This is a genomic window from Hydrogenophilus hirschii (assembly GCF_054656675.1).
In genome coordinates this window covers 108,627-130,947 of sequence record NZ_BAAHXQ010000003.1, presented here as the reverse complement: position 1 = coordinate 130,947, position 22,321 = coordinate 108,627, and the positions used below count along the sequence as shown (strand labels likewise).

The window sequence follows — 22,321 nt, the reverse complement described above, 5'->3', positions numbered from 1 at the left end:
CATCATCCTTTCTGACGGTTTTGTCGGACCAGCGCGATCAGCCGATCCGCTTCGGCCAGTGCGGCTTCGTGGCTGCCGGTGAGCGACGCCGAAGTGCGATAACGCCCCGCGATCGCAAGCGTCGGCACCCCTTGGATCTGGTATTCACGCGTCTCGCGGTCGGCCTGTTTCACGCGGGTCTGTACGCCGAACGAATCCCACGCTTTCGCGAGCGCCGCACCGTCGGCCCCCTGCTCGCGCACCCATTCGGCGGCGCCGTCGCGGTCGTAGAGCGGACGCCGTTCGTCTTGCAATGCGGCAAAGACGCGCGGATGGAGCGTGTCGAGCGCGCCGATTGCCGCGAGCGCGAAATGAAACGTCGCCAGCCCTTGGAGCACCCGTTGGTTCCAGATGACCGGCACCGCGCGCACCCGCACGTCGTCGGGCAATTTCGCTTTCCACGTCTGCAAGAGCGGATCGAAATTGCGGCAATGGGGACAGCCGTAATGGAAGAACTCCAGCACTTCGATCACGTCGCTGGGCGAGGCGATCGGTGGGTCGATCACTTCGTGGGTGGGGGCGGCTATGCCGGCACGCGGCAGCGCAGCCAACGCAAGCAACCCGCCTGCGGTGCGAAGCCACGCGCGACGGGTAAGCAGATCACCAAAGTCATTGTGCATTCGCTCCTCCTGAACAGGGTGATTACCCTCTGACCATCACGGGTTGGTAACCCGCCCCTTGCAGCCGGTTGCGGACCGCTTGCGCCGCCTGTTGTGAGGGATACGGGCCGACACGGACGCGGTAAAGGGTTCGACCATCATCCATCCGGGTGGGTTCCACGTGCGAAGTGAGCCCCAAGAGTGCCAGCTCGGCGCGCACCCGGTTGGCCTCTTGCTCCGAGCCGAATGCGCCCACTTGCCAGAACCAGCGTTCGTTCGCGGCGGGCGGTGCCGAGGGAGCTGGCGGGACCGGCCCCGTGATCGAGGACGTCGCGTTCGGTGTTGCCACGGGCGGTGTGGCAGCCGGTTCCAGGGCAGCGGCGGCAAGCGGCGCCGACCCAGGCTGTGTGGCGACCGATTGGGGGGGGTTGGGTTCGGTAGGTGCGCCACCGTTTTGGCTGCGAAGCATCCCGAGAATCTCTTTCGGGATTTCGCTGGGGGTGACGGTGGGCGCGGATTGGGTGCGAAACGGGGAGTGGCGCGTGACGTACCAGGCCGCAGCCAGCGCGAGCATCGCGCCCAGCGCAATCCCAAGGAGCAGCCCCACCAGGGTTCCCCCCCACTGGGGGCGCGGAGGTTGTGTTCGCGCTGCGATCCGAGCCACGTTCATCGTTCCGTCACCATCCCAACCGACTCACATCCGCTCCGGCGCCGAAACGCCGAGGAGCTGCAGACCGTTTTTGAGGACCCATTGCGTGGCGCGCGCCAACGCCAGCCGCGCGTGGCGTACCGCTGGGTCCTCGACCAGGATGCGATCGACGTTGTACCACGCGTGGAAATCGGCAGCAACCGCTTTCAGGTAGAACGCGATATGGTGCGGCGCCCGCTCTTCGGCGGCGGTGGTGACGATGGCGGGGAACATTTGCAGCTGCTGCGCGAGCGCAAGCGCTGCTGGCGAGGCTTCGAGCGGGGCGAGGTCGGCGGTAGCGAGCGTTTCGTCGATCGCAGCGTCGCCGGCTTCGTGCTCGCGCCATTCGCGCAGTACCGACGCGATGCGCGCATGCGCGTACTGAACGTAATAGACCGGGTTGTCGTTCGATTGCCGCTTTGCCAGATCGAGGTCGAAATCGAGATGCTGATCCGACTTACGCAGGATATAGAAGAAGCGGGCCGCGTCGTTGCCCACTTCGTGGCGCAGTTCGCGTAACGTGACGAATTCACCGGCGCGGGTGCTCATCGGCACCTTTTCGCCGTTGCGGTAGAGCACCGCGAACTGCACGAGCAAGACTTCGAAGCGGCTGGTGTCGAGCCCCAGCGCCTCCAGCGCCGCACGCATGCGGGGGATGTAGCCGTGGTGGTCGGCGCCCCAGATGTCGATCACGCGGTCGAAGCCGCGTTCGAATTTGTTGAGGTGATAAGCGATATCGGAAGCGAAATAGGTGTAGCTGCCGTTGGCGCGCTGCACCACGCGGTCTTTTTCGTCGCCGAACGCAGTGGCGCGGAACCACTTCGCGCCGTCTTGGGTGTAGATGTGGCCCCGCTTTTCCAGCGTTTCGATGGTGCGCGCGACCAAACCGGTGTCGTAGAGGCTCTGCTCCGAAAACCAGTTGTCGAAGGTGACGCCGAACTCAGCAAGGTCGTCGCGGCAATCGCCGAGCTGTTCGGCCAGCACGAACTGGTGCAGCCACACATAATCTTCGCCCAACAACCGCTTCGCGTTCGCGATGAGCGCATCAAGCCGCGCTTCGCGTTGTTGGGCTGCGTCGGCGTCGGTGCGTTCCGCAGGCGGCTCTTCGGGGACGCCCGCAAGGAGCGCTTCCGCCGTGGCAGTGCAGAACCGTGCGCCGTGCGCCTGTTTGAGGGTTTCGGCCATCGCGACGACGTATTGCCCCTGATAGGCGTTTTTCGGGAAGGGAATCTCGACACCGAAAAGCGCAAGGTAGCGCAGCCAGGTGGAGAGCGTCAGGATGTCCATCTGGCGGCCAGCGTCGTTGACATAGTATTCCCGCGCGACCTGCCAACCCGCGAATGCCATGACGTTGGCAAGCGTCGCACCGTACGCGGCGCCGCGACCGTGCCCGACGTGGAGCGGCCCCGTGGGATTGGCGGAGACGAATTCGATCTGTAACCGTTCGGCGCGGGGTTTGCCGGCGCCAAAGCGGTCACGGGCGGTGAGGATCTTCGGCACGACCGCCGTTTTCGCTGCCGGGGTGAGACGGATGTTGAGAAACCCAGGCCCGGCGATCGTCACCTCCGCAACCCACGGGTGGGGGGTGAGCTCGCGCCGGATCGCTTCGGCGATCGCGCGCGGGTTTTGTTTGAGCGCTTTGGCGTGCGCCAGCGCCCAGGTGGTGGCCCAGTCACCGTGGCTGGGGTCTTTGGGGCGCTCGAGCGTCACCGGTTGATGGGCGTGGTCGGGAAATGCTGCGGTGATGGCTTGATGCAGCCACCCCGCCAAGACGTGTCGGGGTTCCAAGTGGGTCCAATCGTGTGTGGTTTGTGCCATGATCTTGGTAACGAAAGGGTTTGCTTCCGATTATACTCGCCCCGCTGAGCGCGCGCACCCCATCGGCTCGAAATGAGACCACGGGCGGGGAACGTTCGCAACGGCCCAAGGGCGTGATCGCGCAACCCAAGAACCTGAGAGTGAACGAAGAGGAGGGAACGTGGCGCAGGAACGCGAACCGCGTCGGGAGCGAACGGGGCAGCTGCCTCTGCCGCTCTTCGTCATTGCGGCGCTTGTCGTGATCGGTGCCGGGGTGCAGGCGGTGGCGAGTTGGCTCGCGCCGCTACTGGTCGCAGTCTTTCTTGCGATGATCTCGGTGCCGCCGCTCGTCTGGCTCCATCGCCGTAAAGTGCCTTGGGGGCTGGGGATCGTGCTGCTCTTCGTCGTCGTTGGGTTCGCAGTGTTTCAACTCTTCAACGTCATCGAGCTCACCGCGCGACAACTGGCGGCGAATGGCCCGGAATACCAGAGCAAATGGTTGTCCTTCTACAGCGGCGTGCAAGCGTGGCTGGCGGCGCGCGGCGCGCCGTGGGAGTCGCTCCTGGCGGAGTTGCCGACCCCGTCGCTTGCGGTGATCGCGCAAGGGGCGCGGACGCTCGCTGCGGCAACCGGTCAGGTGACGGCCAATTTCGCGTTGGTGCTCTTGGCGTACGTCTTTTTGCTGCTGGAGGTGCCAACGCTTACGGCCCGTTTCACCGCGGCGTTCCCGCGCGAGCGACGGGCACAGGTGCGGATGCGCCGCTTCTTGGCGGCGGTGAATCGCTATCTGGTGATCAAAACCAGTGTGAGCGCCGCTACCGGGTTGCTGGCGTGGGGGCTGTTGGCGTGGCGTGGGGTCGATTTCGCGCTCTTTTTCGGCGTCTTGGCGGGGCTCTTGAACTTCATCCCGACGATCGGCTCGATCATTGCCGCGCTGCCCGCGGTCGTCTTGGCGCTGTTGCAGTATGGCCCAATCGACGCGGCGGTGGTTGCGGTGGGGTATCTCGCGATCGACGTCGTATTGGGCAACGTCGTCGAGCCGCGCTGGATGGGGCAAGCGCTGGGGCTTTCGCCGACGGTGGTGCTGGTCTCGCTCCTTTTGTGGGGCTGGTTGCTCGGCACCGTGGGCGCGTTTCTCTCGATTCCGCTGACGATGATCGCGAAATTGGCGCTCGAAAGCCACCCGAGCACGCGGGGGTGGGCAGTGCTCATGGGCGGGGCGGTCCATTCGGGCGGAAAACGTACACCTGGTTGAAACCGGCTTGGCGCAACCGCAGCGCGTGGAGCTGGCTCAACACCCCTTTGTCGCAGTAAAGCAGATAGCGTCGGTTGGGGTCGAACCCCTTCGCTGCCTCTTTGAGTGCGAAAAAGGGGACTACCCGGTGGGGCAGGGTAAGCGGTGCCGCTTTGACTCGCTCCGGTGGGCGAATGTCGAGAATTTCGTCGCCCGCTTCCGGCGTCGTCACGACGGGCACCGCCGGTTGGGCGTTGATCGTCTGCGGGAGCTGATCGACCGGGGTTACCTCGCGCGCGGCGATCGCTTCGTCCAGGCGCGCGAAATCGAAACGGCGTTCGACCGCGGCCAAGCGTTGGAACGAACCGTGGGTGACCGGATGACGCGAGATCACCGCGCAATATTCCGGCATCGTCTCGGCGAACTGCCGCGCGCCGATGCGCTCGGCCCATGTGATGATCTCCCCTTTGTCCACGAACGCGAGCGGCCGCAACACCAGTTTGCGCGTTGCGCTGTCGATGAGCGCCAGATTGCGCAGCGTCTGACTGGAGACCTGTGCGACGCTTTCACCGGTGACGAGCGCGTCGATGCCCATTTCGTCCGCGATCCGTTCCGCGGCGATCAGCATCAACCGTTTCAGCATCACGCCCATGTAGCTGTCGGGGATCTGAGTGAGCAACGCCTCGACCACCCCTTCGAACGGCACCGAGATGAAGTGGAGGCGGTGTGACAGCGCGAACCGCTGCCACAGATAGAAGCTCATCTGCTTGACGCCCAAGTCGTGCGCGGCACCACCCAAGTTGAAGAAGAGAAAGTGGGTGCGTACGCCACGGCGCAGACTCATGAAACTGGCCACGGTCGAATCGAAACCGCCGGAGACGAGCGCGAGCGCCTCACCTTGCGAGCCGAGTGGAAAACCGCCCAGCCCCGGAATCCGCGCGTCGACGAAGGCAAGCTGCGTACCGTCGAGTTCGAGCTCGACCACCACCTCCGGTTGGGTGAGGTCGACCTGCGCGTTCGGGGCGGCGGCAAGGAGCGCGGCGCCGACGGCGCGCTCGATCTCCTGCGAGGTGAACGGGTGTGTGCCCTTACGACGAGCGCGCACGGCAAAGCGTTTACCGGTGACGCGGGGTGCCGCTTCGGCAACGATCGCGGCAGCGACGGCGTCGAGCGTCGGGGTGTCGAGCTGCGCGCTCTTGACCCGCCATGCTTGGTTTACCCCCGGGGTCTGCGTGAGCGCGGCTTCGGCCGCAGTCGCGCAAGGGTCGGCAACCGTGACGTCGATGCGGTCGCGGTGGCGCGCAAACGTCGCTTCGATCCCGCGCTTGGCGAAAACCGCTTTGAGGTTTTCGGCAAGCTGCGCGCTCAGCTGTTTGCGCACGCTGCTGCCCTTGATCATGATTTCCGGTGCAAAGCGAACCCAATAGCGCATCGTCTCGTCCCCGCCTAGTGAAGGAGCGTATTGTACGGAACCGGCGGACAAGACGGTACAATGCGCAGGTTCTTTCGCTATCACGTCCGTCATGCGCCTTTTGCGCCTCATTCGCATCGTTTGGATCGGCTACCGCTACCGGCTCGACGAGATCGTCTGCGCGGCCGACCCGTCTGGGCGGTTGTCCCGATGGTGGCGCCGCCTCTTTTTCTGGCGGCACGATGCGACGCCGCGTGGCGTGCGCTTGCGGGTGGCGCTCGAATCCCTGGGTCCGATCTTCGTCAAGTTCGGGCAGATGCTCTCCACCCGCCGCGACCTCATCCCGCCGGACATCGCCGACGAACTGGCAAAGCTGCAAGATCGCGTCCCCCCGTTTTCGAGCGCAACGGCGCTCACGATCCTCGAACACCATTTCGACCGCCCCGTGACCGAAGTGTTCGCGGCGTTCGACCCCGAGCCGGTGGCAAGCGCGTCGGTGGCGCAGGTCCACTTCGCACAACTCTTCGACGGGCGCGAAGCGGCGGTGAAGATCTTGCGTCCGGGCATCCGTCAGGTGATCGAACACGACGTCGCGTTGATGGATGCCGCTGCGTGGCTGCTCGAAACCCTCTGGTCGGAAGGGGAGCGGCTGCGGCCGCGCGAAGTGGTCGCGGAGTTCGCGAAATCGCTCGAAGACGAGCTCGACCTGATGCGAGAAGCGGCGAACTGTTCGCAATTGCGGCGCAATTTCCGTGATGCTAAGCTCCTCATCGTGCCTGAGGTCTATTGGGACTACTGCGGCAGCCAGGTGATGGTAATGGAGCGGATGCACGGCACGCCGATTTCGCGGATCGACGCGTTGCGGGCGCAGGGGATCGACCTCAAACGGCTCTCCGCCGCGGGGGTCGAGATCTTCTTCACGCAGGTTTTTCGCGACGGCTTTTTCCACGCCGACATGCATCCGGGCAATATCCTGGTAGCCCCCGACGGGCGCTACATCGCGCTCGACTTCGGCATCATGGGCACGCTTTCCGACGAAGACAAAAACTACCTCGCGGTCAATTTTCTCGCCTTTTTCCAGCGCGACTACCGCCGGGTGGCGCTTGCGCACATCGAAGCCGGATGGGCGCCGCCGTACGTGCGCGTCGAAGAGTTCGAAGGGGCGATCCGCGCGGTCTGTGAGCCGATCTTCGACCGCCCGCTCAAAGAGATCTCGTTTGGAAAAACTCTGTTGCGGCTCTTTCAGACGGCGCGGCGTTTCGAAGTCGAGGTGCAGCCGCAACTGGTGTTGCTGCAAAAGACGCTCTTGAACATCGAGGGGTTGGGGCGGCAGCTCGACCCCGACCTCGACCTGTGGCAAACCGCGAAACCCTTTCTCGAACGGTGGATGAGCGAGCAGGTGGGGTGGCGGGCGTTGCCCAAAGCGCTGCGCGAGGAGGCGCCCCATTGGGCGAAATGGGTACCGCAACTGCCGCGCCTGTTGCACCAGGAGTTGCTCGCGCGCGAAACGGCGCGTCGGCAAGCGAAGATCGCCGCGCGGCGCGCCGCGAAAGCCAAACGCAAGGAACGGGTGCGCCGTACAGCGCTCGTCGCCGGGTGGGTGGCGTCGCTCGTGCTCGTTTGGTGGTTGGTCAAAAACGGTTGGCTGTAAGATGCACCACACCTGTACCTGCCATTCGCTCGATCGCGCACGGCTTGCGCAGGTCCTCGACACCTGGGCAGCCGGTGACCCGATGCTCGCCCAACTCCCGGCGCGTTTTGCCGAGCGCCCGCACCTGATCGCACCGGTGGCGCTTTTCGTGCCGGAAGCGGATCTGGCGACGATTCGCGCGGTGGTCGCCGCGGTCGAACGGTTGGCACAAACCACGGCATGGCAGAAAGCGGCGCTCGGGACGGCACCGGCAACGGCGCGCCACGCCACCGCCGCGCGGGGTGTGTTGATGGGGTACGACTTTCACATCACCGAGCGCGGGCCGCAACTTATCGAGATCAACACCAACGCCGGTGGTGCGATGATCAACGCCATGATCCGGGCGGCGCAGCGCGCCTGCTGCCCGGAATTGGCAGCGAAAATCGCGGCAGAGACCGAACAACCCCCGCCCACCGCGGCGCTGTGCGCGATGTTTCAGACCGAATGGCGGCGCTGCCGGGGAAACGCGCCCCTTACCACGATCGCGATCGTCGACGACGATCCCGGAGAACAGTACCTCTACCCCGAGTTTCTCCTTTTTTGCGCGTTGCTCACCGAAGCGGGGTACCGCGTCGCGATCGCGGACCCCACCGCGCTTACCTGTGCCGACGGGCGGCTGTGGCTGCGTAGTGACGCGGGGGCGCGTGTTGCGATCGATCTCGTCTATAACCGCTTGACCGACTTCGCGCTCGAAGCCCCGGCGCACGCGGCGGTGCGGGACGCGTACCTTGGCGACGCGGCGGTGGTGACGCCGCACCCGCGCGCCCACGCGCTCCTAGCCGACAAGCGGCGGCTGGTCACGCTTTCGGACGACGCCGCGCTGCAGGCGCTCGGCGTCGATGGCGAAACGCGGGCGCTCCTGTTGGCGCACGTGCCGACCACCGTGTTGGTGACACCCGAAAATGCCGCGACGCTCTGGGCCGAACGGCGCGCGTTCTTTTTCAAACCAGTGGCCGGTTACGGCAGCAAAGCGGCGTACCGCGGCGACAAACTGACGCGCCGCGTTTGGGAGACGGTGATCCTGCCCGGCACCTATGTCGCACAGGCCTACGCGGCCCCGGCGGTGCGGCCGGTGCCGGAAGCGGAAACGGGGGGCGCGACGAAACCGTTCAAATTCGACATCCGCGCCTACGCCTACGACGGCGAGGTGCTGCTCTTCGCTGCGCGCCTCTACGCGGGGCAGACCACCAATTTCCGTACGCTCGGCGGTGGGTTCGCACCGGTCTTCGCCATTTGAGCCGTTGCCACTTTGCTATCATCAGAAGATGGAACGAACCCGCCAGGTGCCGCTGCGCGTCGTGCTCGGGGTCGTCTGGGCGTTTTCCGTGCCTGTCGCCTCAGGCGCCCAAGATGAGCCATCGGTTGCCGCGCCAGAGCGCGCCGAGCAGACGGCGCCACCTTCCGTTCGTGTCGAAGGGGTCACCGGCCGCTTGCGGACGAACGTCGCGCGAACCGTGGCGCAAGTGCCGCGCGCGTGCGCTACGGCATCACCGGAGCGCGATGCCGCATGGCGCCGCCGCGTGGTCGCGAAGGCCGAAAGCGCGCTGCGGGCGTTGGGCCATTTTCACGCCAAAGTCACCGCACGTTGGGCCGATGACGCGCCGTGTTCCCCGTTGGTGCTCACGATCGACCCTGGACCGCCCACCCGCTGGTCGCATGTCGCAATCACGATCGACGGGCCGCTGAGTGACTCCGACGCGGCGCAGGCGTGGCGCGCTACGGTGCCGCTCAAGGTCGGCGAGGTTGTCGATCAAGGGGCGTTCGACGCGACGCGAGACGGGCTCCTTGCGCTCGCGCAGCGTGAAGGGTTCGTCGACGCGCGTTTCCGCCGCAAAGCGCTCATCGTCGATCGCACCCGCAATACCGCCGAAGCATGGTTGGTGCTGGAGAGCGGCGCGCCGCTCGTGATCGGCGCGATCGACGCCCCCGACGCACCGGTCGAAGCATCGGTTCTACGCCGCGCGCTTCCCGTCGCACCGGGTGACCGCTACCGGCTGGAAGCGGTGGCTGAGGCGCAACGCAGCCTCATGAGTACCGAATGGTTCGACCGCGTGCGGGTGCTCCCCGATTGGGCGGCGCGTACCGGGGACCGGGTTCCGCTCCGGATCGAATCGACCCCCGCGCCGCGCCGTCGCTACGAGGCGGCACTTGGCTATTTCAGCGACATCGGCGCGCAATTGCGCGGCACGATTGCCTGGCCGTTGCTCAATCGCCGCGGTCATCAGGGCGAAATCACGCTGTTGTTCGCACGCGAAACGCAGCGGCTCACCTTCGACTACCGTGTGCCGCGCCGCCACCCCAAGACGGAGTTTTTGCTTTGGCACGGCGAATGGTCGCGGGAATCGCGGTTGGGACTCACCGAGCAGACGGCACAGGTGGGGCTTTCATGGACGCGCGTGCGGGACGCCTGGACGCTTTCGGTCGGGTCGGACTGGCTGCGGAGCCGAACCGATTCGGGAAGCGCCGTGACGCAAAGCCACTTCTGGTTGCAACACCTCACCGTGGGCTGGCAAGGGTTCGACGATTCCCTCTTTCCTACCCGCGGTTTCGGCTGGCAGGCAACCGTACGCGGTGCGACCCGTAGGCTTTTGAGCAGCGACGACCTCATGCAGATGCACCTGCGCGGGCAGTTCGCATGGCCGTTCGGACGCACGATCGTGCGGGCGCGCGGCGAATGGGGGACGACGTGGGGCGGCAAATTGACCGAATTGCCGCGCGCGCTGCGCTTTTTCGCGGGCGGGGATCGTTCGGTGCGTGGCTATGGCTACCAGACGTTGGCCCCGCGCGATGGGAGTGGTCGTGTGCTCGGTGGACAGCATCTGGTGGTGGCGAGCGTCGAGCTGCTCCACCCCGTCGGGCCGCCGGGTTGGTACGGCGCGCTCTTTTTCGATACCGGTCAGGCGTTCGACAGTTGGCTCGACTTTGCGCCCGCTTCCGCGATCGGCGTCGGCGCCCGCTGGCGTTCGCCCGTTGGGTTACTCCAGGTCGACCTCGCCGTGCCGCTCGACGGTGACCGCCGTACCCCGCGGCTCCACCTCGGACTGGGAGTGACCTTCTGATGCGGCGGCGGCACCAATCGTGGTGGCGGGCGCTTTTGGCGCTGGGCGTCGCGGGGCTTGCGGCGTTGCCGTTCTGGATTGCCGAGGCGGTGTGGCTGCTTGTGCAGTTCGTGGTGGCGGGTGTGGTGCTCTTTACTGCTGCGATCACGACCGAAACGGGAACTGCATTGCTGACCCGGTGGGTGGATCGCATGGTGCCTGCACTGCAGATTGCCTACGAATCGGGGACGCTTCGTACTGGCGTGGTCTGGCGCAACCTCGGTTGGCGTGACGAAGCGCTGACCGTGCGCGTCGACCGGGTCACGATCGCGCTCGATTGGGGGGCGCTTGCGCGTCGGACGATCCATTTGCGCGCGCTCGGGCTCGAACGCGCTACGGTGACGGTCAAGCCGCAGCTGGACGACGCGCCGCCGAGCGATTGGCGCGCCGAACTCGATGCGCTCGCTGCAACGCTCAAAGCCGTGCCGGTGGCGATCGCGGTCGATCGCTTTGCTGCTACCGCGCTTACGATCCACCACCCGGCGATGACTGCGCCCTACCGCATCGATCGACTGAGCTGGCGCGGTGCGCTTCGTGCCACCGACGCAACGCTTGACGACCTCCTCGTCGCAAGCGCCGACGGTGCGCTCTCGGGTGCGCTCACTGCTGAGTGGCGCACCGTTCCGCGCGTTTCCGCGGCGCTCACCGCGCGCCACGGCAGCGCTCAGCTCGTGGTCGCCGGTGCGGGCGACGCAGACGGCACCGTCGAGATGCACCTGCGGTTTGCTGCCCCGCAATTGGCGGAGCTACCGCTCGTCAAACAGTTGCGCCTGCCGCTTGCCGGTCGGGTGGTAGTCGAAGGCGCGATGCGAGGTCCTTGGCACACGCCCGAACTCGCGCTCGAAGCGGCGTTCGATCGACTCACTTGGGGGGATGCGCCACCGATCGACCGCATTCGTGGGCAGCTCACCGGGACGCTTGCCCGCCACGAAATCCGCGTGCAGGCGGCGTCGGCACCCGGTTCTGTCGCGCTCACCGTGGCGGGCGCAGCACGCACGGGGGCAGACGACGCCGCTTTCGCGTGGCAGGGCGCGCTGACCGCGTTCACCATAACATCACCGCAACTGGGCGTCTGGCGTCTGCGCAAGGCTTCGGCGCTCACCTGGCGCCCCGGCGCCTGGCAAGTCGCGCCGCTCTGTTTGACCCCGGGGGAGGCGGCCGGGGAGCTCTGCCTGAGCGCCCAACAGCGGCCTGAAGCGCCAGTCTCCGCCCACGCCACCGCGCGCTTTCCGCTCGCGACGGTGCAGCGTCTGGCGCGACCGTGGCTTCCGGAAGCCTCGCCGGTGGCCACGTTGAAACTCGACGGTACGCTCACCGCACAGGTCGATTGGACCCAGCCGGAGACGATCGCGGCGCAAGCGCAGGTGTCGATCCCGTCGCTTGCGCCGTTCGCGCCGCTCGTGCCTGACGTGACCGGCATCGACGGTCGCGCTATGCTGGACGCAGCCGTGTCCGGAACGATCGCCGCACCCCAAGTCGCCGCGACCCTGACACTCCACGACGGTACCGTGACATTACCGCAGGCAGGGGTCGGTCTGCGGTTGCCGCAGGCGCGCCTTGCGCTTGCCCCGGATCGTACCCTGACCTTGAGTGCGACGGTGGCGAGCACCGCGGGCGGCACGCTGACGGTGACGGGCACGGGTACCGCCGCGTGGCCCGACTGGTCGGCCGCGGTGCAGATTCGTGGCGAACGGTTCGCGGCGATGCGGGTGCCGGAACTTGCGCTCGATCTTGCGCCGGCGCTCTCCGTGTGGGCGCAACCCAGCGGCGCCGTGGTTCATGGGCGTGTCGTCGTCCCGAGCGCGACGCTGCGCGTGCAGGCGCTACCCGAAGGGGTGGTCGGCGAATCGGACGATCTGGTCTATGCCGACGCCCCGCAGGAAAAAACCAGTGGCTATCCGGTGGCGCTCGCGGTGGAGACGGTATTGGGAGACGCGGTGCGGGTCGAAGGGTACGGTTTTACCACCCGCCTGATCGGTGCTTTGATGGTGCGCCGGGATCCCCCCGCGCCGCCAACCGGAACCGGCACGATCGCGCTCGTAGACGGCCGCTACCGCGGCTACGGAGTCGATATGGCGGTGCGCAGCGGCAGTGTGACCTTTGCCGGCCCACTCAGCGACCCGATCGTCGAAGCAGAAGCGGTCCGTACCCTGCCGAACGAAGGGCTCGTGGGGTTGCGCCTTTGGGGGCCGGTGTCGAAGCTGAAGAGTGAACTCTTTGCCGAACCAGCGCGGCCGGAGGGCGAGATGTTGAGTCTGCTCATCACCGGCCAGCCCTTGGGGAGCGGCGGCACGTCACTGGGGTTGCTCCTCACCGCGGCGCGTGGGTTGGGGCTGACCCAAGCCGACAGCGTCTTGCAGGACTTGGGGCAGGCGTTTGGTTTCGACGAAGTGGGGATCGCCACCACCGAAACGGGGACCACCGAATGGACGCTCGGCAAGCGCCTTGCGCCCAACGTGGTCGCCCGTTACTATGCCGGGGCGGAACAAGGGGTGGGTCGGCTGGTGATCGCGTGGCAGTTGCGCCCGGTGCTCGCGCTGCAGATTACCGCGGGCGCGCGGCAAGGGATCGAGGCGGTCTTGCGCAGCGAAAAGCGGCGCTGAGCGCGCCGCGTTACCGTTCGCACGACGGCGTTTTCTCCAAGCGCCGCACTCACGGAAGGATGAGGCCGCTGCCGCCGCCAGCGCGACCGCCCCCCAAACCGCCTGGGCCGCCGGCGCTTCCGGGGCCGCCCTGTCCTCCCAGTCCGCCGCCGACGAGCGCCTGCTTCGCCAACAGCGACGACTGTTCGAGTTCAAGGCGGCGCAACTCGTCCTGCATCCGCTCGAGCTGCTTTTCCGCGGCGTCGGCAAACCTTGCGACCGCGTCCGAGAGGCTTTTCGCCGGGATTTCGAAGGTGAGCGGTAACGCCCCCATCGGCGTCATCACGGTGAGTTCGCCGATGAACTTCTCGTCGCGGTCGGGATCGGGCAGCCCATCGGCGGTCACCGGAATCATGCGCCGGATCGCCCCCACTTTCGGGTCGGAGATCGTCTCTTCGCGGAAGAGCCCGTTCGGGTCGGGATTGGGAATGCGTTTCGCCATCGTTTGCTCCTTTCGTTGGTTCGCAGTTGCGCAGACAGATGCCGATTCTACCTGGCTTTGCCGTGCGGCGCGGTTTTTACGCGGACTCCTTGTTACAATCCGATCCGGGACGCAAAGGAAGACCAGGATGTTTACGGGAATCGTGATCGGCGTGGGACGCATTGCTGCGGTGACGCCGCTTGCCGATGGGGTGCGGATCGCCGTCGATGTGGGCTCGCTCGATTTCTCCGACGTGCGGATCGGTGACAGCGTCGCCCATAGCGGCGTCTGCCTCACCGTGGTCGGGCGGCGCATGGTTGCGGGCAATCCGTGCCTGGAGTACGACGTCTCCGGCGAAACGCTCTCGTGCACCACCGGGCTCAACGAGGTCGGGTCCCGCGTCAATCTCGAAAAAGCGCTCAAAGTCGGCGATCCTTTGGGCGGCCACTGGGTCACGGGCCATGTCGACGCGGTGGGTGAGGTGGTCGCAGTGACCCCAGTCGGCGAAAGTACGCGCGTGCAGTTTCGCGCGCCACCGCAAGTGGCGCCGTTCGTCGCCCGCAAAGGGTCGATCGCGATCGACGGCGTCAGCCTCACCGTGAACGAGGTCGAAGATCGTGCCGACGGCAGTTGCCTCTTTACGGTGAACCTCATTCCGCACACGGTCGCGATGACCAATTTCGACCGCCTGACCGCTGGGACGCGCGTCAACCTTGAAGTCGACCCCATCGCGCGTTACGGCGAACGGCTCCTTGCCTACGCCCGCCATTTTGCGCAGACGCCCGAATCGCTGCCTGAAACGGATGTGCTGGGAGGTGATGGTCCATGAACGACGTCGGCGAAACGGTCGCGCTCGCGTCGGTGCCCGAGATCATCGCCGAGCTCCAAGCGGGCCGGATGGTGATCCTGGTCGACGACGAGGACCGCGAAAACGAAGGTGACCTGGTGATGGCCGCCGAATGTGTCACGCCGGAAGCGATCAACTTCATGGCGAAGTACGGTCGTGGGTTGATCTGCCTCACGCTCACGCCGGAGCGGTGTGCGCAGTTGGGGTTGCGGCTCATGGCCGAAGCAAACGGCACCCCCTATGGCACGGCCTTTACCGTCTCGATCGAAGCGGCGCAGGGGGTGACCACCGGCATTTCGGCGTACGACCGCGCCCATACCATCCGCACCGCGGTAGCGCGCAACGCGAAACCTTCCGACCTGGTGCAGCCGGGCCACGTCTTTCCACTGATGGCGCGCAAAGGGGGGGTGCTCATTCGCGCCGGTCACACCGAAGCCGGTTGCGACCTCGCGGCGCTTGCCGGGTTCGAACCGGCAGCGGTGATCTGCGAAATCCTCGACGAAGACGGCACGATGGCGCGCCTGCCGCAGCTCAAGCGGTTCGCAGCGCAACACGGGCTCAAGATCGGCGCGATCCGCGACCTCATCGAATACCGGCTGCGCACCGAAACGCTGGTCGAACGGATGGCGGAAAAGGCGATCGCGACCCCGTGGGGGGCACTCACCCTCACCGCGTTTCGCGACACCACCACCGGCGACGTGCACTTCGCCGCATGGAAAGGGCCGATCACCGCCGACCAAGAGACGCTCGTGCGGGTGCATGAACCGGTTTCGATCCTCGACTTTCTCGACCCGGGCTACGCCGGGCACAGCGTGACGCTGCCGCAGGCGTTGGAGCGGATCGCCCTGCACCCTGCTGGTGTCGCGGTGATGCTCTACCGCGCGCAGAGCGGCGAAGAGCTCTTGGAAAACTTCACCGAACAGCGGGTGCGTCGCCGCGCCTGGGACCCCCGTTTCCTCGGCGTCGGGGCGCAGATCCTCCGTTCGCTGGGGGTCGGCAAGATGCGCCTCATGTCGCACCCGATGCGTTTCCCGAACCTGACCGGTTTCGGGCTGGAGGTGGTGGGTTTCGAAGAAGAGGGATGACACCGTTTCGCATGACCGATCATGCGCGCTTCGAAGCGGCGCGTCGGGGAATCACGCTCGAACGGATCGCTTCGACGATAGAAGCGCCCGAGTCGGTCGTTGCGGGTGCAGGCGGCCGATCGATTTACCAAAAAAGGATCGTTTTCGCGGCAAAGACGTACCTGGTGCGCGTCGTGGTCGAAAGTGGGCACGAACCGCCAGTGGTCGTTACGGTCTATCGAACCAGTAAAATGGAAAAATATCTGCAGCGAGGGGATGGCGAGCATGAAGGCGGTCTATGATCGGGAAACCGATACCCTCCATTTGACGTTGCGCGAAGGCACGATCGAATCTTCGGAAGAGATCCGACCGGGTGTGATCCTCGATTTCGATGCGGAAGGCAACGTAGTCAGTATCGAGATCTTGGATGCCAGTCAGCGGACGCACGCCCCCAATTGTATGGAATTTGCGGTGGCGGCACCGTCGCCCGCTGTTTTGTGACGTTTTTAGGATCGACTCATGGCACGATACGACGACATTTACGAATACGAACCGAACCTCGACGGCCGCGGTGTGCGCGTTGGCATTGCGCTCGCGCGCTTCAACCAGGAGGTGGGCGATGGCCTGCTTTCGGCGTGCGTCGCGGAATTGCGCCGTTTGGGCGTCTCCCCCGATGCGGTCGCGATCGTCACCGTCCCCGGCGCGCTCGAACTGCCGCTCATCCTCCAAAAGATGGCGCGTTCTGGCCGCTTCGACGCGCTCATTGCGCTGGGTGCGGTGATTCGGGGAGAGACCTACCATTTCGAGATCGTCGCGAACGAGATGGCGGCTGGGATCACCCGCGTACAGCTCGAGACCGGTGTCCCGATCGCCAACGGGGTGCTCACCACCAACACCGACGAAGAGGCCGAAGTGCGCATGCACGGCAAAGGGCGTGACTGTGCGCAAGTGGCGGTGGAGATGGCGAACCACCTGCGCGCGTTGGCCCGGCAAGGAGGTGCGCAGTGAGCGCGGCCGAGCGCTCCACGCCCCTCGACAAATCGCGCTCGCGGCGGCGGCTTGCGCGCGAGCTCGCGCTCAAAGGGGTCTACCAGTGGCTGCTCACCGAACACGACCTGGCCGCGATCGAACAGCAACTTGCCGAAGAGGCGGATTTTCCCCACACCGACCATCTGCTGATGCTGGAGCTGCTCCGCACCGCAATTCGCCATGCCGATGCGTTTCGCGCCAAACTGGCGCCTTTCTCGCGCCGCGCGATCACCGACCTCGACCCCATCGAGCACGCGATCCTGTTGATCGCCGCGGCAGAGTTTGCCGGCCATCCGGAAACCAACCATCGGGTGATCATCGACGAGGCGATCGAGCTGGCGAAACGCTACGGCGCAGACGAAGGCTACAAATTCGTCAACGGTGTGCTCGACCGCTTTGCCAAACGCGAGCGCGCGGTGGAATTCACATCCCGTTCGTGAAAAAAGCCCGCTCGTAAACAAGGGAGCGCACGCTCCCTTTCATTTGTGTCACTTCTTGACCGAAAGCGTCCGCCGTTGACGCGGCGCATCGTCGTCCCAGCGGTCGTACGCGGGCGCATCCCACGCGCGACGGGGGCGATGTGATCCTTCCGGCTTATCCCAGCTTCCGGTTCGGCTCCGTTCCCAGCCGCCGCGTTCCTGCCCGGCGTACGATTTGGCGTGGGCAGCAGTGCGGCGCGTTTTGCTGGGGCCGCGACGCTCGTTCCGGCCGTGCCCGTTTGCCGAGTGGCGCTGCCCCCCTGCGGGGCGCGGAATGCTCGGCTCCAGACCGGCAATGGTCACTTCCGGGAGCGTCCGGCCGACGAAGCGGCTGATCCCCTGGATCAAGCGCGATTCGTTGGGGTGCACGAACGTGACCGCCACCCCTTCGCGTCCGGCACGACCGGTGCGACCGATGCGATGGACGTAGTCTTCGAACTGTTTGGGGGGATCGAAATTGATCACGTGCGAAATGCCGGCGATGTCCAGCCCGCGTGCCGCAACGTCGGTCGCGACCAGCACCTGCACCGCGCCGCGCCGGAGTTGCTCGACCACGCGGCTGCGGGCACGCTGCGACATGTCGCCATGAAGCGCCGAGGCACGCAACCCCGAATCCTGGAGCCGACCGGCAAGCGCTTCGGCACCGCGTTTGGTCGCGGTGAAGATCACCGCCTGTTGGAGTGCTTCGTCGTTCAGCAGGTGCGCGAGCAACCGGTTCTTGTGCGCTTCGTTGTCGAAATAGTGTACCCGTTCCTCGATCTTCGGCGCCGCTTCCGGGGTGCGCGCCACCTCGATCCGGCGCGCATTCCGAGTGATCGAACGCGCGAGTTGTCCCACGACCCCTTCGAGCGTCGCGGAAAAGAGGAGCGTCTGCCGGTTCGCTGGGGTGGTGGCGACGATCTCGCGGATGTCGTCGATGAACCCCATGTCGAGCATGCGGTCGGCTTCGTCCAGCACCAGCGTCTCCACCGCGTCGAGCGTGAGCGTGCGCTGGTTGAGGTGATCTTTGAGGCGCCCGGGGGTGGCGACGATCACATCGACGTAGCCCGCAAGGTCTCTACGTTGCGGGCCGAAAGGCATCCCACCCACCAGGGTCACGGTCTTCAAGCGGCGAAGCCCGCTTCCGTAGGTACGAAACGCCTTTTCGACCTGCTGCGCGAGTTCGCGGGTCGGGGTGAGCACCAGCACGCGCGCACCGCGTGTCCGGGGATCGGGGCGGGGGTTTGCCAGACGCGCCAAGAGCGGCAGCGCGAACGCTGCGGTCTTGCCGCTACCGGTCTGCGACGAAACGAGCAGATCTTCGTTCGCGAGCACGGCGGGAATCGCCTCGCGCTGCACCGTCGTCGGTTCGGTGTAACCCGATTGGGTGACGGCGGACAAGATCGATTGGGGGAGCCCCAGATCGGCGAAGGTGGTTGCGGTTTGCGTTGGAGTTTCGGGAGAAAACGGTGTCGTTGCCATGAACGTTCCTTTCGATGAAAGATAAAAAATATCCATCCGGACATGAACCGTCGATGGCAACGAGCCAAGTACAATGCAGGTGCTGCCGCTTGCGCGCGGAGCCGACGACGGGACTGCGGCGACAGTCCCAGAAGCGTGACGCGCCCAACAGGCGCCAAGAAGAATCTACTGACTGCGACGCAATGCAACCGACACTATAACACGGTAAGAGAAGATCCCCAAACGCAACGCAACTCAAAGTAACCCAACCCAATTCACCAACCCAACCAATAGACCACGAACACGGAAGCCCCATGGACGCGTTTGCGATCATTTTTCCCGATTTTGCCTGCATTGCGCTCGGCGTGGTGCTCAGAAGGTTTCTGCTCACCGAGGAACGCTTTTGGGTGGGTGTGGAGCGGCTCGTCTATTTCGTACTCTTTCCCGCGTTGCTGTTTCGCTCGTTGGCCAACGCGCCCTTTGCATTGGGCGACGCGGTGATGCTGATCGCAAGTGGCGCTTTGGTGATGGGCGTGGGATTCGTGCTCGTCTTCGCGCTCGGCCGATGGGTCGGCGACGAACCCCTTGCGGTGGCGTCGCGCGCGCAGTGCGCGTACCGCTTCAATACCTACATCGGCATGGCGGTTGCGCAACAGGCTTATGGGGCGACGGGCCTGGCGTGGATGGGGGTGCTGTGCGGCGCGCTGGTGCCGCTCGCGAACGTGTTCGCAGTGGGCAGCATGGCGCGGCGGTCTCCGGGCGGAATGCGGCACCTCATTGCCAACCCGCTGGTGCTCGCGACGGTGGCGGGGCTCCTCTTTCACGCAGTCGGTGGCGTGGTGCCGCAGCCGGTCGATGCGCTGTTGGCGCGGCTGGCCGCCGCAGCGGTGGCGATCGGTCTGTTGGCGGTGGGTGCCGCGCTTACGCCTGCGCGCGATCTCGTGCGCTCTGGTGGCCTCATTGCCACGATCAAATTGGTGGTGAGCCCGGCGTTGGCATGGCTGTTGGGGCAGTGGTTGGCGCTCCCGCCGCTACCGTTCGCGGTCTTGGTGCTCTTTGCGGCGCTTCCGTCGGCAAGCTCCGCTTATATCCTCGCGTCACGGATGGGCGGCGACGGGCCCGGAGTGGCACGGTTGATCTCGCTCACTACGGTGGTTTCCGCGGTCACCCTCACGTTCTGGCTGGGTTTGTTGGCGACGCATTGATGGGGTGTCCGCTGTTCGTCTGGCGCGCGCTGCCCAAAAACGCTCGTGGAAGAAGTACGCGACGCTTTGCACCATCGGTTCGATGAGCGATAGGGCAAGCGCCGCCTGCCAGCTCCCGGTCACCGCGTAGGCAACCAACGCGGCAACGGTGATGTGCATCGTGAAGTAGGAAAGGGTTTTCGCCGCCAATTGACGGTGAGGCGCGATGATCTTGCGGAAGCGGGACATCTTTGTCTCCTCTTGGGTGAGGTCTGAAGAAGTATAGGGGTTACCGAATTGAAATGCAATTGAGAATCAATATCGACTATATTGGGAAAATTGATGTGGTCGCGTTTCCCGATTGAACGGGTGTTTTTAGCCATAGCATGTTATTCTTATAAGGTAATAAATTAATGTCGTATAGGAGATGCATGATGGCGCGTTCGTTCCTGAAAGCGTGGTTTCCAGGGTTGTTGGTGCTCTTATTGTCACTGCCGCTCGTCGTGGCGCGTGCGGCCACGCCCGGCTTTCTGGTCGACGCCGATTGGCTCGCGGAACGGATCGACGACCCGAATCTGGTGGTGCTCGAGGTGCGCTATTATCCGCACCGCTACTTCACGGTCGGGCACATCCCGGGCGCGGTGCAGGTGCAGCGGTTTGCCGATCTGGGCAAGAACGACGCGTTGCCGATCATGAAGTTTCCCGCGCGGGAAGTGTTTCAAGAAACGCTCCGGCGCTGGGGCGTCAATGATGATTCGACGATCGTGATCTACGACGATTCCCTCACGGCGCTCGCCTCCCGCGTCTATTTTTTGCTCGACCTCTACGGGTTCGATATGAGCCGAGTGAAAATCTTGAACGGCGGCACGCTGGAATGGACCGCGTTCAACGAACTGCACAAAAGGGCAGAGCAGCCGCGCCCACGCGGCAACGTTACGCTCAAACCTGCGCCCGCCGATCGCCTGGTCGATTGGGTCGATGTCTACCGCTGGGTGGTTGCGGAACGGCGCTCCGATGTCGTCTTGGTCGATGCCCGCCCGAACGCCATGTACCGCGGGGAGCGAATCCAGCACAGCATCCAGGGTGGCCACATTCCCGGCGCGATCAATGTCGTGAGCCTGGCTGGCGTCGATGGCCTCAGCCAGAAATGGCGTTCGATGACCGATTTGGCACAGCTTTACGCAGCGGTGCCCAAGGACAAAACGGTAATCACCTACTGTCACGACGGTTTTCGCTCGGCCCTGGCGTGGTTACAGCTCAAAGCGCTGGGGTATCAGGACGTTCGCGTCTATGACGGCGGCTGGTCCGACTGGGATCGCACTTTGACGTTGCCGGTAGTCAAAGGGAACGAACCGTTCGACGCCGACTTCGCCCTCTGAGACACGAAAAGGGCGCTTGAGACCAACACCCATGCGTCCCAGCCGTTTGCCGCCAACCGTTCGGCTACGGATAAGGATGGGGGTGCGTACGGCCATTCACGCCCCACCGTTGGTCGGACGCGTGCTACCGCCGCCGAATTGGCATCACGTGGATCCAGCTGGGGTCGAGGCAGAGAAAAGCCGATTCCCCAACCTGGAAACGGTGCCGTTCCCGGCCGGTGAGGGTGATCTGCCAGCAGAGTTGCGGCGAAGCGGAGAGCGCCACCTCGACGAGGGAAAAGTCGCCGGAGCTGCGCACCGAAGTGACCGTCACCGCGAGGCGCACCGGGTTACCCGGGCATGGCGGCGCGTCGCACGTGCGTAGCGTCAGCGCGTCGTTTTGCACGACCCAATGAACCGCTTGGCCAAGCGGGATCCGCCCTTTGTCGCGTGCAGGCAGGACAGCGATTACGGGCGCGTCGTCCCTTTCGGTGTGGGCACGCCATTCGAGCCGTCCCCAGCCCGGGCGCAGCGGATCGGGGCCGAGCCAGCGGCCGACGAAACGGTTCCGGATCCCGAGAATCGCTGCGACGCGGGCGTTGCGCGGGCTGCGGTAGAGGTGTTCGGTTGGGCCCTGTTGCAACAGGGCCCCACGGTCGATCACCGCGATTTCGTCGGCAAGGAGCCGCGCTTCCATGAGGTCGTGGGTGACCATCACGATCGGCATCGTCAATTCCTGCCGCAAGGTGGCGAGCAACGCGTAAAGCTCGCTGCGCCGCAACGCATCGACTGCGGAGAAGGGTTCGTCCAGGAGCAAGACCTTGGGGTATGCAGCCAGCGCGCGTGCCAATGCGACGCGCTGCTGTTCCCCTCCGGAGAGCGCGTTCGGCAGGCGATGCCAGTGGGATTCGGGAAGACCCACCCGTTCGAGCCATGCACGCGCAAGGCGCTGGCGATCCCGCCGCGGCAGTCGCCACAGCGCCATGGCGACGTTCACCTCCGCGCTACAGTGGGGCATCAGCGCATAGTGCTGAAAGAGCATCCCCACCTGCCGCGCTTCCGGAGGAAGCCAGACGCGGCGTTCGGTATCGAGCCAACAACTGGCGCCCAGTTTGACGACGCCGTGCTGCGGACGCAGAAGCCCCGCGACGATCCGCAGCAGCGAACTCTTGCCGGCGCCCGAAGGACCGACCAGCGCCACCAGTTTCCCTGCGGGCACGGTCAAGCGGCCCGTCAGCGGGATCGGTTCGCGTTGATCGACCGCAACCGTGAGCGTCTGCGTTTCGGTCCCGTCCATCGCG

General features: G+C 65.3%; 20 protein-coding genes and 1 pseudogene. 13 read left to right on the top strand and 8 right to left on the bottom strand.

Features of this window, described 5'->3' with window-relative positions; all coding sequences use genetic code 11:
• Positions 1-2: 2 nt before the first annotated feature.
• Genes ACYQ4Z_RS09575 through argS form a run of 3 tightly spaced genes read right to left on the bottom strand, consistent with a single transcriptional unit; the run spans position 3 to position 3,144 of the window.
• On the bottom strand, positions 3-659 hold the full coding sequence (locus ACYQ4Z_RS09575; RefSeq protein ID WP_219972662.1) for a thiol:disulfide interchange protein DsbA/DsbL: 657 nt from the start codon (positions 657-659) through the stop codon (positions 3-5).
• A 22-nt stretch (positions 660-681) separates the two neighbouring features.
• The gene (locus tag ACYQ4Z_RS09570) at positions 682-1,308 is read right to left on the bottom strand and encodes an SPOR domain-containing protein (RefSeq protein WP_119335941.1); all 627 of its coding nucleotides are present in this window, start codon (positions 1,306-1,308) and stop codon (positions 682-684) included.
• Positions 1,309-1,332: 24 nt separating this feature from the next.
• On the bottom strand, positions 1,333-3,144 hold the full coding sequence (gene argS, locus ACYQ4Z_RS09565) for an arginine--tRNA ligase (protein WP_459860871.1): 1,812 nt from the start codon (positions 3,142-3,144) through the stop codon (positions 1,333-1,335).
• Positions 3,145-3,304: 160 nt separating this feature from the next.
• On the opposite strand from argS, the gene ACYQ4Z_RS09560 reads away from it, so the two are divergent.
• Positions 3,305-4,378: an AI-2E family transporter gene (locus ACYQ4Z_RS09560; protein ID WP_459860870.1), complete on the top strand. Its 1,074-nt coding sequence runs from the start codon at positions 3,305-3,307 to the stop codon at positions 4,376-4,378.
• Here the strand turns inward: ACYQ4Z_RS09560 and thiI are convergent.
• Entirely contained in the window at positions 4,332-5,789 is a 1,458-nt protein-coding gene (thiI, locus tag ACYQ4Z_RS09555) for a tRNA uracil 4-sulfurtransferase ThiI (RefSeq protein WP_219972665.1), read from the bottom strand. The two genes, ACYQ4Z_RS09560 and thiI, sit on opposite strands and share 47 nt — an antisense overlap.
• Positions 5,790-5,880: 91 nt before the next feature.
• On the opposite strand from thiI, the gene ubiB reads away from it, so the two are divergent.
• The 4 genes from ubiB to ACYQ4Z_RS09535 are packed head-to-tail and all read left to right on the top strand — an operon-like array spanning position 5,881 to position 13,159.
• Positions 5,881-7,419, top strand: coding sequence for a ubiquinone biosynthesis regulatory protein kinase UbiB (ubiB, locus tag ACYQ4Z_RS09550; RefSeq protein ID WP_459860869.1), 1,539 nt, complete (start codon positions 5,881-5,883; stop codon positions 7,417-7,419).
• A 1-nt stretch (position 7,420) separates the two neighbouring features.
• Complete coding sequence (locus ACYQ4Z_RS09545; RefSeq protein WP_459860868.1) at positions 7,421-8,695, top strand: ATP-grasp domain-containing protein; 1,275 nt, start codon at positions 7,421-7,423, stop codon at positions 8,693-8,695.
• Positions 8,696-8,723: 28 nt separating this feature from the next.
• Positions 8,724-10,517, top strand: a complete 1,794-nt coding sequence (locus ACYQ4Z_RS09540; protein ID WP_219972667.1) for an autotransporter assembly complex protein TamA — start codon at positions 8,724-8,726, stop codon at positions 10,515-10,517.
• Complete coding sequence (locus tag ACYQ4Z_RS09535) at positions 10,517-13,159, top strand: translocation/assembly module TamB domain-containing protein (RefSeq protein ID WP_459860867.1); 2,643 nt, start codon at positions 10,517-10,519, stop codon at positions 13,157-13,159. Before ACYQ4Z_RS09540 ends, ACYQ4Z_RS09535 begins: the two co-directional genes overlap by 1 nt.
• Before the next feature lie 49 nt (positions 13,160-13,208).
• Here ACYQ4Z_RS09535 and ACYQ4Z_RS09530 read toward each other — a convergent pair whose 3' ends face one another.
• On the bottom strand, positions 13,209-13,640 hold the full coding sequence (locus ACYQ4Z_RS09530; RefSeq protein WP_459860866.1) for a hypothetical protein: 432 nt from the start codon (positions 13,638-13,640) through the stop codon (positions 13,209-13,211).
• 127 nt (positions 13,641-13,767) lie between these two features.
• On the opposite strand from ACYQ4Z_RS09530, the gene ACYQ4Z_RS09525 reads away from it, so the two are divergent.
• From ACYQ4Z_RS09525 to nusB, 6 genes are read left to right on the top strand one after another with little or no spacing between them, the layout of a single operon-like run.
• A complete protein-coding gene (locus ACYQ4Z_RS09525; protein WP_119335932.1) occupies positions 13,768-14,448 on the top strand; it encodes a riboflavin synthase in 681 nt (226 codons plus the stop codon).
• On the top strand, positions 14,445-15,551 hold the full coding sequence (ribBA, locus tag ACYQ4Z_RS09520) for a bifunctional 3,4-dihydroxy-2-butanone-4-phosphate synthase/GTP cyclohydrolase II (protein WP_119335931.1): 1,107 nt from the start codon (positions 14,445-14,447) through the stop codon (positions 15,549-15,551). The genes ACYQ4Z_RS09525 and ribBA overlap by 4 nt, the downstream gene beginning before the upstream one ends.
• Complete coding sequence (locus ACYQ4Z_RS09515; RefSeq protein ID WP_119335930.1) at positions 15,548-15,832, top strand: DUF4258 domain-containing protein; 285 nt, start codon at positions 15,548-15,550, stop codon at positions 15,830-15,832. Before ribBA ends, ACYQ4Z_RS09515 begins: the two co-directional genes overlap by 4 nt.
• Positions 15,816-16,031, top strand: coding sequence for a DUF2283 domain-containing protein (locus ACYQ4Z_RS09510; RefSeq protein ID WP_119335929.1), 216 nt, complete (start codon positions 15,816-15,818; stop codon positions 16,029-16,031). The genes ACYQ4Z_RS09515 and ACYQ4Z_RS09510 overlap by 17 nt, the downstream gene beginning before the upstream one ends.
• A gap of 18 nt (positions 16,032-16,049) precedes the next feature.
• On the top strand, positions 16,050-16,538 hold the full coding sequence (gene ribH, locus ACYQ4Z_RS09505; RefSeq protein ID WP_217125981.1) for a 6,7-dimethyl-8-ribityllumazine synthase: 489 nt from the start codon (positions 16,050-16,052) through the stop codon (positions 16,536-16,538).
• Complete coding sequence (nusB, locus tag ACYQ4Z_RS09500) at positions 16,535-16,999, top strand: transcription antitermination factor NusB (protein ID WP_219972671.1); 465 nt, start codon at positions 16,535-16,537, stop codon at positions 16,997-16,999. The genes ribH and nusB overlap by 4 nt, the downstream gene beginning before the upstream one ends.
• A 48-nt stretch (positions 17,000-17,047) precedes the next feature.
• Here nusB and ACYQ4Z_RS09495 read toward each other — a convergent pair whose 3' ends face one another.
• Positions 17,048-18,499: a DEAD/DEAH box helicase gene (locus ACYQ4Z_RS09495; RefSeq protein WP_219972672.1), complete on the bottom strand. Its 1,452-nt coding sequence runs from the start codon at positions 18,497-18,499 to the stop codon at positions 17,048-17,050.
• Positions 18,500-18,792: 293 nt separating this feature from the next.
• On the opposite strand from ACYQ4Z_RS09495, the gene ACYQ4Z_RS09490 reads away from it, so the two are divergent.
• The gene (locus ACYQ4Z_RS09490; protein ID WP_219972673.1) at positions 18,793-19,683 is read left to right on the top strand and encodes an AEC family transporter; all 891 of its coding nucleotides are present in this window, start codon (positions 18,793-18,795) and stop codon (positions 19,681-19,683) included.
• Between the two features lie 15 nt (positions 19,684-19,698).
• Here ACYQ4Z_RS09490 and ACYQ4Z_RS09485 read toward each other — a convergent pair.
• Positions 19,699-19,911, bottom strand: a pseudogene (locus ACYQ4Z_RS09485) (DUF2061 domain-containing protein); the annotation flags it as partial.
• A gap of 182 nt (positions 19,912-20,093) precedes the next feature.
• On the opposite strand from ACYQ4Z_RS09485, the gene ACYQ4Z_RS09480 reads away from it, so the two are divergent.
• Positions 20,094-21,041 (top strand): sulfurtransferase, encoded by a 948-nt coding sequence (locus ACYQ4Z_RS09480; protein ID WP_459860865.1) that lies wholly within the window; start codon positions 20,094-20,096, stop codon positions 21,039-21,041.
• Between the two features lie 124 nt (positions 21,042-21,165).
• Here ACYQ4Z_RS09480 and ACYQ4Z_RS09475 read toward each other — a convergent pair whose 3' ends face one another.
• Positions 21,166-22,317, bottom strand: coding sequence for an ABC transporter ATP-binding protein (locus ACYQ4Z_RS09475; RefSeq protein ID WP_438438418.1), 1,152 nt, complete (start codon positions 22,315-22,317; stop codon positions 21,166-21,168).
• Between the last annotated feature and the right edge of the window lie 4 nt (positions 22,318-22,321).

Coding starts and splice junctions, on each gene's coding strand:
- ACYQ4Z_RS09575 (WP_219972662.1), bottom strand. CDS start 659: ATGCACAATGACTTTGGTGATCTGCTTACCCGTCGCGCGTGGCTTCGC.
- ACYQ4Z_RS09570 (WP_119335941.1), bottom strand. CDS start 1,308: ATGAACGTGGCTCGGATCGCAGCGCGAACACAACCTCCGCGCCCCCAG.
- argS (WP_459860871.1), bottom strand. CDS start 3,144: ATGGCACAAACCACACACGATTGGACCCACTTGGAACCCCGACACGTC.
- thiI (WP_219972665.1), bottom strand. CDS start 5,789: ATGCGCTATTGGGTTCGCTTTGCACCGGAAATCATGATCAAGGGCAGC.
- ubiB (WP_459860869.1), top strand. CDS start 5,881: ATGCGCCTTTTGCGCCTCATTCGCATCGTTTGGATCGGCTACCGCTAC.
- ACYQ4Z_RS09545 (WP_459860868.1), top strand. CDS start 7,421: ATGCACCACACCTGTACCTGCCATTCGCTCGATCGCGCACGGCTTGCG.
- ACYQ4Z_RS09540 (WP_219972667.1), top strand. CDS start 8,724: ATGGAACGAACCCGCCAGGTGCCGCTGCGCGTCGTGCTCGGGGTCGTC.
- ACYQ4Z_RS09535 (WP_459860867.1), top strand. CDS start 10,517: ATGCGGCGGCGGCACCAATCGTGGTGGCGGGCGCTTTTGGCGCTGGGC.
- ACYQ4Z_RS09530 (WP_459860866.1), bottom strand. CDS start 13,640: ATGGCGAAACGCATTCCCAATCCCGACCCGAACGGGCTCTTCCGCGAA.
- ACYQ4Z_RS09525 (WP_119335932.1), top strand. CDS start 13,768: ATGTTTACGGGAATCGTGATCGGCGTGGGACGCATTGCTGCGGTGACG.
- ribBA (WP_119335931.1), top strand. CDS start 14,445: ATGAACGACGTCGGCGAAACGGTCGCGCTCGCGTCGGTGCCCGAGATC.
- ACYQ4Z_RS09515 (WP_119335930.1), top strand. CDS start 15,548: ATGACACCGTTTCGCATGACCGATCATGCGCGCTTCGAAGCGGCGCGT.
- ACYQ4Z_RS09510 (WP_119335929.1), top strand. CDS start 15,816: ATGAAGGCGGTCTATGATCGGGAAACCGATACCCTCCATTTGACGTTG.
- ribH (WP_217125981.1), top strand. CDS start 16,050: ATGGCACGATACGACGACATTTACGAATACGAACCGAACCTCGACGGC.
- ACYQ4Z_RS09495 (WP_219972672.1), bottom strand. CDS start 18,499: ATGGCAACGACACCGTTTTCTCCCGAAACTCCAACGCAAACCGCAACC.
- ACYQ4Z_RS09490 (WP_219972673.1), top strand. CDS start 18,793: ATGGACGCGTTTGCGATCATTTTTCCCGATTTTGCCTGCATTGCGCTC.
- ACYQ4Z_RS09480 (WP_459860865.1), top strand. CDS start 20,094: ATGATGGCGCGTTCGTTCCTGAAAGCGTGGTTTCCAGGGTTGTTGGTG.
- ACYQ4Z_RS09475 (WP_438438418.1), bottom strand. CDS start 22,317: ATGGACGGGACCGAAACGCAGACGCTCACGGTTGCGGTCGATCAACGC.